Annotated in this window: 8 protein-coding genes; 6 read left to right on the forward strand and 2 right to left on the reverse strand. The window is 71.0% G+C overall.

All coding sequences use genetic code 11. From position 1 onward, the window contains the following. Positions 1-69: 69 nt before the first annotated feature. Positions 70-2,376, forward strand: coding sequence for a RelA/SpoT family protein (locus tag JIAGA_RS29610; RefSeq protein WP_035812507.1), 2,307 nt, complete (start codon positions 70-72; stop codon positions 2,374-2,376). A gap of 6 nt (positions 2,377-2,382) precedes the next feature. Here the strand turns inward: JIAGA_RS29610 and JIAGA_RS29615 are convergent, their stop codons facing one another. Further along, positions 2,383-3,654 (reverse strand): DUF349 domain-containing protein, encoded by a 1,272-nt coding sequence (locus tag JIAGA_RS29615; RefSeq protein WP_051426054.1) that lies wholly within the window; start codon positions 3,652-3,654, stop codon positions 2,383-2,385. A 17-nt stretch (positions 3,655-3,671) separates the two neighbouring features. Next, a complete protein-coding gene (locus JIAGA_RS0113465; RefSeq protein ID WP_026876065.1) occupies positions 3,672-4,469 on the reverse strand; it encodes a peptidylprolyl isomerase in 798 nt (265 codons plus the stop codon). 155 nt (positions 4,470-4,624) lie between these two features. Between JIAGA_RS0113465 and JIAGA_RS0113470 the strand changes: the two genes are divergently transcribed. The 5 genes from JIAGA_RS0113470 (at position 4,625) to JIAGA_RS0113490 (ending at position 11,978) form a co-directional block, all read left to right on the forward strand. Further along, positions 4,625-5,299, forward strand: a complete 675-nt coding sequence (locus JIAGA_RS0113470) for an MBL fold metallo-hydrolase (RefSeq protein WP_026876066.1) — start codon at positions 4,625-4,627, stop codon at positions 5,297-5,299. Positions 5,300-5,365: 66 nt separating this feature from the next. Further along, on the forward strand, positions 5,366-6,565 hold the full coding sequence (gene hisS / locus JIAGA_RS0113475) for a histidine--tRNA ligase (RefSeq protein ID WP_425402786.1): 1,200 nt from the start codon (positions 5,366-5,368) through the stop codon (positions 6,563-6,565). A gap of 37 nt (positions 6,566-6,602) precedes the next feature. Beyond that, a complete protein-coding gene (locus JIAGA_RS35260) occupies positions 6,603-8,129 on the forward strand; it encodes an Rv2578c family radical SAM protein (RefSeq protein WP_051426055.1) in 1,527 nt (508 codons plus the stop codon). A gap of 227 nt (positions 8,130-8,356) precedes the next feature. Next, positions 8,357-10,117, forward strand: a complete 1,761-nt coding sequence (aspS, locus tag JIAGA_RS0113485; protein ID WP_026876068.1) for an aspartate--tRNA ligase — start codon at positions 8,357-8,359, stop codon at positions 10,115-10,117. A 223-nt stretch (positions 10,118-10,340) separates the two neighbouring features. Beyond that, entirely contained in the window at positions 10,341-11,978 is a 1,638-nt protein-coding gene (locus JIAGA_RS0113490) for an ABC-F family ATP-binding cassette domain-containing protein (RefSeq protein ID WP_026876069.1), read from the forward strand. Positions 11,979-11,997 lie beyond the last annotated feature (19 nt).

Raw genomic sequence — 11,997 nt, forward strand, 5'->3', positions numbered from 1 at the left:
GATGGTTACCCGCGAGGAACACTCCGTGTCTAGACTGTGTTGTCTCCTTCACGGGATGAAAGGGGGCCTGTGGCCGAGCAGAGTGTCACCACCGGCGCGCTGACCCCGGTCAGGGTGCGGGCCAGGCTTGCGCGCCTGACAGCCCAGCGTCAGCAGTCCGATCCGGCGCTGGAGCCGCTGTTCCGCGTCATCAAGGCCAACCACCCCAAGGCCGACCTCGAGATCATCGAGCGGGCCTACCGGGTGGCCGCGCGGGCGCACAGCGGGCAGAAGCGCAAGAGCGGCGACCCCTACATCACCCACCCGCTGGCCGTCACCACCATCCTGGCCGAGCTGGGCATGACACCCCCCACTCTCGCCGCGGCACTGCTGCACGACACCGTCGAGGACACCGAGTACCGGCTGGAGCAGCTGCGCGGCGAGTTCGGCGAAGAGATCGCCATGCTCGTCGACGGCGTCACCAAGCTCGACAAGGTCAAGTACGGGCAGGCCGCACAGGCCGAGACCGTCCGCAAAATGGTCATCGCCATGGCCAAGGACATCCGAGTCCTGGTCATCAAGCTCGCCGACCGCCTGCACAACGCCCGCACCTGGCGTTACGTCCCGAAGGAATCCGCGCGCCGCAAGGCACACGAAACGCTCGAGATCTACGCTCCGCTGGCACACCGACTGGGCATGAACACCATCAAGTGGGAGCTCGAAGACCTCTCCTTCGCCACCCTGCACCCCAAGGTGTACGACGAGATCGTCCGGCTGGTGGCCGAGCGGGCCCCGTCCCGGGACGACTACCTGGCCTCGGTCATCGACCAGGTCCAGGGCGACCTTCGGGTCTCCAAGATCAAGGCGAACGTCTACGGCCGGCCCAAGCACTACTACTCGATCTACCAGAAGATGATCGTGCGGGGTCGCGACTTCGCCGACATCTACGACCTCGTCGGCATCCGGGTCCTGGTGGAGTCGGTCCGCGACTGTTACGCCGTCCTCGGCATCGTGCACGCGCGCTGGAACCCGGTGCCGGGCCGGTTCAAGGACTTCATCGCGATGCCGAAATTCAACATGTACCAGTCGCTGCACACGACGGTCATCGGGCCCGGCGGTAAGCCGGTCGAGCTGCAGATCCGCACCCACGCCATGCACCGCCGCGCCGAGTACGGCATCGCCGCGCACTGGAAGTACAAGGAAGACTCCAACGCCGGCCGAGAGACCGACAAGCACGCGACGTCGGGCGACAACGCCGCCACGAACGACATGACGTGGCTGCGCCAGCTGCTGGACTGGCAGAAGGAGACCGAGGACCCGGGGGAGTTCCTCGAGTCGCTGCGGTTCGAGATGGAGTCCAACGAGGTCTTCGTCTTCACGCCGAAGGGCGACGTCGTCGCGCTGCCCGCCGCGGCCACCCCGGTCGACTTCGCCTATGCCGTACACACCGACGTCGGCCACCGCACCATCGGCGCGCGCGTCAACGGCCGCCTGGTGCCGCTTGAGTCCAACCTGGACAACGGCGACGTCGTCGAGGTGTTCACGTCCAAGGCGCAGGGCGCCGGGCCGAGCCGCGACTGGCTGACGTTCGTCACCAGCGCCCGCGCCCGCAACAAGATCAAGCAGTGGTTCTCGAAGGAGCGCCGCGAAGAGGCCATCGAGCACGGCAAGGACGCCATCGCCCGGGCCATGCGCAAGCAGGACCTCCCGTTGCAGCGCATGATGAGCCAGGAGTCGCTCAAGGCCGTCGCCGACGACCTGCGCTACCCGGACATCTCCGCGCTGTACGCCGCGGTCGGCGAGGGCCACGTCTCCGCGCAGAGCATCGTGCAGAAGCTCGTGCAGATCCTCGGCGGCGAGGAAGGCACCACCGAGGACGTCGCCGAGGCCGCCACCCCGGACCGCCCCCGCCGGCGCACCGGCGGTGACCCGGGCGTCGTCGTCAAGGGCGTGTCGGACGTGTGGGTCAAGCTGGCCCGCTGTTGCACTCCGGTGCCGGGCGACGCCATCGTCGGCTTCGTCACCCGCGGCTCCGGCGTGTCCGTGCACCGCGAGGACTGCGTCAACGTCGACTCCCTGCGCCGCCAGCACGGCCGCATGGTCGAGGTCGAGTGGGCGCCGACGGCCAACAGCATGTTCCTCGTGGCCATCCAGGTCGAGGCGCTCGACCGGGCCCGGCTGCTGTCGGACGTCACCCGGGTGCTGTCCGACCAGCACGTGAACATTCTGTCCGCGACCGTGTCCACCAACACCGACCGCATCGCCACCAGCCGGTTCACGTTCGAGATGGCCGACCCCAAGCACCTCGGGCACGTCCTGAAGGCCGTGCGGGGTGTGGAGGGCGTCTTCGACGCCTACCGGCTCACCAGCGGCATCCCGGCGCCCGCGCCACACTAGCCCTCGTCAGCTGGTGAACTCCTCCAGCGCCTGCTGAGCCTGCTCGAGCCACGAACGCCGGGCCGCGATCGCCTCCTCGGCCTCACGCAGCTTGCGCTCGTTGCCGGCCTCACGCGCCTTCGTCGCCTTGGCCTCCAGGTCGGCGATGGACGTCTCCAACTGGGCGACGGTGGCCTCGGCGCGGGCCCGGGCCTCCGGGTTGGACCGCTGCCACTCCGCCTGCTCGGCCTCGCGGATGGCGTCCTCGACCCGGCGCATCCGGCCCTCGACCGAACGCATGGCGTCGCGGGGGACGTGGCCGGCCTCTTCCCACCGGTCCTGCAACGCCCGCAGCGCCTGCCGGGCCGCCTTCCAGTCGGTGACCGGCAGCAGCGCCTCGGCCTCGACCAGGATGGACTCCTTGACCTTGAGGTTTGCCTGCTGCTCGTCGTCGCGGCGGGCCTGGTTCTCCGACCGGGCGCCGAAGAACGTGTCCTGCGCGGCCCGGAACCTCTTCCACAGGCTGTCCTCGACACCGCGCGGCGCCGGGCCGGCGGCCTTCCACTGCGCCATGAGCTCGCGGTAGCGGCGCGACGTGGCGCCCCAGTCGGTGGAGGTGCTCAGCTCCTCGGCCTCCACGAGGATCCGTTCCTTGATCACGCGGGCTTCGTCGCGCCGCTCGGCCAGCTCGGCGAAGTGCGCCTTGCGCCGGCGCGTGTAGTGCGTGCGGGCGGAGGAGAACCGGCGCCACAGCTCGTCGTCGGTGCTGCGGTCCAGTCGCGGCAGCGACTTCCACTCCTCGAGCAGCCCCCGCAGGGTGTCCGCGCCACCCCGCCAGTCGTTGCTCTCGGCGATGGCCTCGGCCTGGTCCGCGATCTGCTCCTTGCGCCCGCGTGCCTCCTCCTGGGCCTTGGCCCGCGCGGCGCGGCGCTCGGCGCGACGTTCGGCGATCCGGGCCTCGATGGCGTCGAGGCGGGACGCCAGCGCGTCGAGGTCACCGATCGCATGGGCGTCGGCGAGCTGCTCGCGTACGCGCGAGACACCCTGCGCGGTGTCGTCGGGCGCGGCGGCCCCGGACTCCAGCCGCTGCTCGAGCAGATCGACCTGGACGACGAGGTCGTCGTACTTGCGGGTGAAGAAGGCCAGCGCTTCCTCCGGCTTGCCGACCTGCCACGATCCGATACTGCGTTCGCCGGACGCCGTGCGTACGAAGACCTCCCCGGTGTCGTCGACGCGGCCCCAATCGTTGGCGGCGACGGTGGCGGGCGTGGGCTCAGGGCTACCAGTGGTGTTGGTCACGGTGTCCTCATCCGGTGTCAGGCAGCGGTCGTGACGGTGTCGAGGGTGACGGGGTGAAGCGGCGCGCCGTCCTCGAGTCCATTGTCGGTGCCGTCGGCCGCGATTCCAGTGATCACGTCCAGACCGGTGGTGATCTGGCCGAAAACTGTGTAGTTGGGTGGGAGCTCGGAGTCGGCATACACCAGGAAGAACTGGCTGCCGTTGGTGTCGGCTCCGGAGTTCGCCATCGCCACGGTACCGGCGGGGTAGGTGGCGCCGTCGGTGTTCTCGTTGTCGAACTCGTAGCCGGGCCCGCCGGAGCCGGTGCCGGTGGGGTCGCCGCACTGCAGGACCTTCAGGCTCTCGGACGTCGTGAGCCGGTGGCACGTCGTGCCGTCGAAGTAGCCGGCGCTGGCGAGGTGGGCCAGCGAGTTGACGGTGCACGGCGCGGCGGCGTCGAGCTGGACAGTCACCGGCGAGCCGTTCAGCGTCAACGTGGCCGTGCCCGGCAGCGTCGCGGCGTCGACGGGAACGGCCGGCGTGCCGAGGTCGGGCACTGCGGAGGTGCCGCTGGCGCGGTACTCGCAGCTGCCGGGTTCCGGGGCCTGCGTCGCCTCCGGATCGGAGTCGCTGCTGGCGGCGACGGTGTCGTCACCACCGCCGAACACGCCGGAGAAGTAGAGCGTGCCGGTCACCAGCGCGGCGACGGCCAGGACCGCCGCGACGGCCAGCCCGCCCGTGCGGCGGCGCTTGGCCTGCTCGGCCCGCCGGGCCTGCTGACGCTCGTGCCTTTGCCGCGCGAGCTCACGCCGACGCTGCTTGGCGCTCTGGGCCACCTGCCATCCCTCCCGCTCGCTCCCGACGAGACAAGGGGAGCGCCAGGCGCGCGCCCCCCGGTCCACAGTGCTGTGCGGAGACAGTCTAGGCAGTACAGCGCCGGAATCAGATAACGAGTTCGCGGCGATGATGGGGCCGCCGGTAGCCTGCCGGAGTGCTCCTCCTCGCCATCGCCGCTCCCGTCCTCGGCACCAACTGCTACATCGTGGCGCCCGACGACGCCGACGAGTGTCTGCTCGTCGATCCCGGCATCGGCGTGGTCGAGCAGGTCGAGAAGGTCCTCGACGAGCGCGGTCTGCGCCCGGCCGGTGTGTTGGTCACCCACGGCCACCTGGACCACACCTTCTCCCTGTCGCCGCTGTGCCAGCCCCGCGACCTGCCCGTCTACCTGCACGAACGCGATGTGTACCGGCTCTCGGACCCACTGGGGTCGCTCGGCCCCCAGCTCGCCTCGCAGTTCGCCGGCCTGGCCGCCGGCTGGGTGGTGCCACGCGACGTCCGGCCGTTCGACGGGGCCGAGGCCGCCGTCACCGTCGCCGGCGTCGAGCTGCGGGCCATCCACGCCCCAGGCCATACCGAGGGGTCGACGCTGTACCACGTTCCGGGCGCCGACCTCTGCTTCACCGGGGACGTTCTGTTCGCCGGCACCATCGGGCGTACCGATCTGCCCGGCGGCGACGACGCGCTGATGCTCGAGACCCGGCGGTGGCTGGCCTCGTCCGCCGCGGCCGGCGGGCTGCCGGACACCACCACCGTCCTGCCCGGGCACGGCGAGGCGTCGACGCTGGGGCAGGAGCGTGCCACCAACCCGTATCTCCGAGGACTCTGAGTGAATCAACCGATCTTCCGTGCCCCGCGGGGCACCTTCGACCTGGTGCCGCCGCGCGGCGAGGCGATGCTGGCGGTGCGCGAAGCGATGGCCGCACCGTTGCGCGGTGCCGGCTACGGCTACGTCGAGACGCCCAGCTTCGAGGAGACCAGCCTGTTCGCCCGCGGCGTGGGCGAGTCGACCGACATCGTCACGAAGGAGATGTACTCCTTCACCACCCGTGGTGGCGACGACGTCACCCTGCGGCCGGAGGGGACGGCACCGGTCCTGCGCGCGGTGCTCGAGAACGGCCTGCACCGCGGCGCGCTGCCGGTCAAGCTCTGGTACTCCGGCTCCTACTACCGCTACGAACGTCCGCAGAAGGGCCGTTACCGGCACTTCTCCCAGGTGGGCGCCGAGATCCTCGGCACCGAGGACCCGGCCAGCGACGCCGAGCTCATCGTGCTGGCGGTCGACGCCTACCGCGCGCTGGGACTGACCGGGGTGCGGGTCCTGGTCAACTCACTGGGCTCGAACGAGTCGCGCCCGGCCTATCGGGCGGCGCTGCAGGAGTACCTGCGCACGCTCGACATCGACGACGACACCCGACGACGCGTCGAGGTCAACCCGTTGCGGGTGCTGGACGACAAGCGGCCGGAGATCCAGAAGGCACTGGCCGAGGCACCGCTCATCACGGACTTCCTCTCGCCGGGTGATCGTGACCACCACGAGGCCGTTCGCTCGCTGCTGTCCGACGCCGGGGTGGAGTTCTCCGACGACCCCCGGCTGGTGCGCGGGCTGGACTACTACACGAGGACGCTGTTCGAGTTCGTCCACGACGGTCTCGGCTCGCAGTCGGCGGTGGGTGGCGGCGGGCGCTACGACGGCCTGTCCGAGCTGCTCGGCGGCCCCCGGCTGCCCGGTGTGGGCTGGGCGCTCGGCGCCGACCGGACGCTACTGGCGATGGAGGCGGAGGGGCTCCCGCTTCCCGGCCGTCCCGGCGTCGACGTGTACGCCGTCCCGCTGGGCGACGAGGCTGCCCGCCGTGCGTTCGGTCTGGTGACCTCGTTGCGCCGGACCGGGGTGGCCGCCGACGTGGCCACCGGCGGCCGTGGGCTCAAGGGCGCGATGAAGGCCGCTGACCGCAGCGGCGCGCGGTACGCCGTCGTCCTCGGGGCGCGCGATCTCGAAGAGGGCGTCGCCCAGGTCAAGGACCTGGGTTCGGGCGAACAGGAGCCGGTGGCGCTCGACCGGCTCGTCGAGCACGTGGCGGCGCTGCTGGCGTGAGTTGACATGCGGGCCGAACGAATGTTCGAATTGCGTCATGCGCTGGGAAGGACAGGAGCTGGCCGTCGCCGACGGCGCGGCCCTGCCGGGTCTGCAGCGCATCGCCGGGCTGGTCCGCAGTGTGCGTACGCCGGAGTTCGAGGGCATCACCTTCCATGAGGTGACGGCCAGGTCGGCGCTGAACAAGGTGCCGGCGGCGTCGCAGGTGCCGTTCCGCTGGACGGTCAATCCGTACCGCGGGTGCAGTCACGCCTGCGCGTACTGCCTGTCCGGTCATGCGCCCATCACCATGGCCGACGGCAGCGTGATTCCGCTCGCCCGGGTGCGAGCGGGGGACCAGGTGCTGGGCACCCGCAGCGACGGCGTCAGCAGGCGGCTGGTGCGCACCGAGGTGCTCGACCACTGGCGCACAGCCAAGGTCGCGTATCGCGTCGAGCTCGACGGCGGCACCTCCATCGTCGCCAGCGGCGAGCACCGCTTCCTGACCGCGAACGGCTGGAAGCACGTGGCGCCGGCGCCCGACGGCGAGCCGGCACGGCCGCACCTCACCACCACCGACCAACTCGTCGGCGTCCGCCGGGGCGTCGTGGGGGCGGTCGTCCGCGAGCACGAGCGGTTCACCGTGAGCTATGTGCGGCCCATGGACGCCACCCTGCCGATGTACGACATCACCACCGGCACCGGCGACTTCATCGCGCACGGGGTGGTGAGCCACAACTGCTTCGCCCGCAACACCCACACCTACCTCGACTTCGACGCCGGCGACGACTTCGACCGTCAGGTGGTGGTCAAGGTCAACCTCGCCGAGGTGCTGCGCCGAGAGGTCGCCCGCCGCTCCTGGAGCCGTGAGCACGTCGCCATGGGCACCAACACCGACCCGTACCAGCGGGCAGAGGGCCGCTACCGGCTGATGCCCGGCGTCATCGAGGCGCTGGCCGGTTCCGGCACGCCGTTCAGCATCCTCACCAAGGGCACCCTGCTGCGCCGCGACCTGCCGCTGCTGACCCGGGTGGCCGAGGACGTCGAGGTCGGCGTGGGTGTGTCGCTCGCGCTGCTCGATGACGGGCTGCACCGGTCGGTGGAGCCGGGGACGCCCACGCCGCGGGCCCGGCTCGACCTCATCCGCGCGGTCCGCGCCGCCGGGCTGCCGTGCACGGTGCTGATCGCTCCCGTCCTGCCGGCGCTCACCGATTCCGAGGAACACCTCGCCGCCCTGGTCGCCGCCTTGGCCGACGCCGGCGCCACCGGGGTCAGCTACATCCCGCTGCATCTGCGCCCTGGCGCCCGCGAGTGGTATCTACGGTGGCTCGGCACGGAGCGGCCCGACCTGGTGCCCACCTATCAGCGGCTCTACCAGCGTGGCGCGTACGCCGACCAGCGCTACCGGCACTGGCTGAAAGCACGCATGGAGCCGCTGCTTCGCCGGCACGGCCTGCGTTCCCGCGACGACGAGCCCGACGAGCGCACCAGTCCGCTGCGGCGGCGCCGTTGGGGCACGCGCCTCACGGTCGGCGGCGATGCGCCCCTCGCCGGTCCCGCGGCCGCCCAGGACACCCTCTTCTGATCGCACTATCCCGGAAATGATCACGTTCGGCATGGGTGCACCCGCTGCACCAGGAATGCTTGCCTGGTGAAGCGGGAACTCGCCCAGGGTGTCACTGGCTGGGCGCGCCGGCACCGCCGCATCGTCCCGCCAGGGGGAATCACCTCGCACCCGCGCGAGCGCGTTACGTAGGATCGCTGGGTCACGCGCGTATCGCGACGCCACCGACCGATCCGAGAGGAACATCCGTGCTCCGCACCCACGAGGCCGGCACCTTGCGCGCCGGCCACGCCGGCCAGACCGTCACCCTCACCGGCTGGGTGGCCCGCCGTCGCGATCACGGGGGAGTGGCGTTCCTGGATCTTCGTGATGTGTCGGGTGTGGCGCAGGTGGTGGTGCGGGACGAAGAGGTGGCGCACGAGCTGCGCAACGAGTACTGCATCAAGGTCACCGGCCAGGTCGGGCGGCGCCCGGTGGGGAACGAGAACCCAAACCTGCCGACCGGTGAGATCGAGGTCGTCGCCGACGATGTCGAGGTGCTCAGCGAGGCCGAGCCGCTGCCGTTCCAGATCGACGAGCACGTCGACGTCGGCGAGGAGGTACGGCTCAAGTATCGCTACCTCGACCTGCGCCGCAGCGGCCCGGCCGCAGCGATCCGGTTGCGCAGCGATATCAACCGGGCCGCCCGCGACGTGCTGCTGTCCGAGGGCTTCGTCGAGGTCGAGACGCCGACGCTGACCCGCTCCACGCCGGAGGGCGCCCGTGACTTCCTGGTGCCGGCCCGGCTGCGCCCCGGCTCCTGGTATGCGCTGCCGCAGTCGCCGCAGCTGTTCAAACAGCTGCTCATGGTGGCCGGGTTGGAGCGATACTTCCAGATCGCGCGGTGCTACCGCGACGAGGACTTCCGTGCCGACCGGCAGCCGGAGTTCACCCAGCTCGACATCGAGATGAGCTTCGTCGAGCAGGACGACGTCATCGCGCTGGCCGAGCGGGTGCTCACGGCACTGTGGGCGTTGGTCGGTCACCAGATCACCACGCCGATCCCGCGGATGACCTACCTCGACGCCATGGACCGCTTCGGCTCGGACAAGCCGGACCTGCGGTTCGGTCAGGAGCTCACCGAGGTCACCGAGCACTTCGCGAACACCGGGTTCAGGGTCTTCCAGGCGCAGTACGTGGGTGCCGTGGTCTACCCTGGCGGCGCATCGCAGACCCGCAAGGAGCTCGACGGCTGGCAGGACTGGGCCAAGGCCCGCGGCGCCCGCGGCCTGGCCTATGTGCTGGTCGGCTCCGACGGCGAACTGTCCGGCCCGGTTGCCAAGAACCTGTCCGACGACGAGAAGGCCGGCCTGCCGAAGCTGGTCGGCGCCGTGCCGGGCGACGCGATCTTCTTCGCCGCCGGCGCTCGTCGCGGGTCGCAGGCGCTACTGGGCGCGGCCCGGCTCGAGATCGGCCGCCGCGCCGGGCTGATCGACGAGTCCGCGTGGTCGTTCACCTGGGTGGTCGACTCGCCACTGTTCGAGCCGGCCGCCGAGACCGACGACGTCGCCGTCGGCTCCGGGGCGTGGACGGCGGTGCACCACGCGTTCACCTCGCCGAAGCCGGAGTCGCTCGACACCTTCGACACCGACCCGGGCAGCGCGCTGGCCTACGCCTACGACATCGTCTGCAACGGCAACGAGATCGGCGGCGGGTCCATCCGTATCCACCGCCGCGACGTGCAGGAGCGGGTGTTCCAGGTGATGGGCCTCGGGCCGGAGGAAGCGCAGGAGAAGTTCGGCTTCCTGCTCGACGCGTTCAAGTACGGCGCCCCGCCGCACGGCGGCATCGCGTTCGGCTGGGACCGCATCGCCGCGCTGTTGGCCGGATCGGACTCCATTCGCGACGTCATCGCCTTCCCGAAGACCGGTGGCGGCTACGACCCGCTGACGGCGGCACCCGCGCCCATCACCGCGCAGCAGCGCAAGGAGGCCGGCATCGACGCCGTTGCGGAGCAGCCGCCGGCCTGACGCCGACCCTCGGTGTGCACCCGCTCCACCAGGCATGCATGCGTGGTGGAGCGGGTGCACCCATGCCGAACGTGATCATTTTCGAAGGGGCGATGGAAATTACGTTGCGCTGACCGGACGGGCACTGAGAGAATCGTCAGCGATGTGATCTGACGCGTGACTCCAGCCCGCGACCGAGGTGTGTACCCGGCGGGCTTCCATCGATCCTCGTCGAGGTCGTCACGTGTCTCTTCTCTCTGTTCGCGCACTGTCCATCGCCTATGCCGGCCGTCAGGTTCTCGATGGTGTCAGCTATGACGCCGGCCCAGGGGAGCGGCTGGGCATCGTCGGCGAGAACGGGGTCGGGAAGTCGACGCTGCTGCGGCTGTCCGCCGGAGCCGAAGCACCCGATTCCGGCACCGTCGAGCGGCGCGGCAGCCTCGGCCACCTCACCCAGGAGCCGGACCTGCCGGCCGGGATGACGGTCGACGGCGCCGTCGACGCCGCGCTGGCGGATTTCCGCGACATGGAGCAGCGCATGCGCGCCGCCGAGGCGAAGCTCGCCGACGGCGATCAGTCGGTGCTGGACGCCTACGGTGATCTGCTCGCGGAGTACGAGTTGCGCGACGGGTGGTCCGCCGATGCCCGCGCGGCCCGGGCGCTGGGCGGGCTGGGACTGGGCGACGTCGCGGGGGACCGGTCGGTCGACACCCTGTCCGGTGGGCAGCGCTCCCGGCTGGCGCTGGCGCTCGCGCTGGTCGAGGCGCCGGACGTCCTGCTGCTGGACGAGCCGACCAACCATCTCGACGACGACGCGATCGCCTTCCTCGAGGAGTCGTTGCGCGGTTACCGGGGCGCCGTCGTCATCGTGTCGCACGACCGCGCGTTCCTGGACGGTGTCGCCACGTCGGTTCTCGACCTGGACCCGGTGCTGACGGTGGAGCGCGACGGCACCCCGCACGTCGGGCCGGCGCGCTACACCGGCGCCTACACCGACTACCTGGCGGGCAAGGCGGCCGCACGCGTGCGGTGGGAGCAGGCCTACGCCACCTGGTCCGACGACGTCGATGAGGCGCGCGCCGCGATCAAACAGGACGCCCGCCGGATCGGCCACGAAGGCCGGGGCCGGCGCGACAACGACAAGTTCGTCGCCCATTTCCTCAGCCAGAAGGTCGACGCGGCGGTGTCACGGCGGGTGCGGGACGCGGAGAACCGACTGCGCCGGCTCGAGGAGTTGCGCATCCCCAAACCGCCGCGGCTGCTCCGGTTCGACGCGGTGCTGGGCGCGGACGTTCCCGACGGCGTGTTGATCGCGGTGCGCGAGGCCACGGTTCCGGGCCGCATCACGGCCCGCGCGTTCGACCTCACCGCCGACACCCGGTTGATGATCACCGGCCGCAACGGTTCGGGGAAGTCGTCGCTGCTGGCGATGCTGGCCGGCGAGCTGGAGCCGAAGAGCGGCGAGGTGTCGCGTTCGCGCCGGTTGCGGATCGGCTGGTTGCCGCAGACCGGGAGCTTCCCGGACCCGTCGCTCACCGCGGTGCAGGCTTTCGCCGCGGGCCGTCCCGGCCCGCCGGAGGAATACCAGGCCGAGCTGGCCGGTCTCGGCCTGCTGCCCGGCCCGGCGCTCGCCACACCGGTGGGGCGGCTCTCGGTCGGCCAGCAGCGGCGGCTGGCCCTCGCCCGGCTGCTGGTGAGCCGCCCGCAGGTGCTTCTGCTGGACGAGCCCACCAACCACCTGTCGCTGGGTCTGGTCGAGGAGCTCGAGGCCGCCGTCGACGCGTCCGGGCTGGCCGTCGTCGTCGTCACCCACGACCGGTGGGCGCGACGGCGCTGGCAGGGCGAGACCGCCGTCGTCGTGAACGGCGAGCTGCGGACGTAATCGGCCACGGCCCGCGACG

The sequence above is a fragment of the Jiangella gansuensis DSM 44835 genome (assembly GCF_000515395.1).
Classification (GTDB): domain Bacteria; phylum Actinomycetota; class Actinomycetes; order Jiangellales; family Jiangellaceae; genus Jiangella; species Jiangella gansuensis.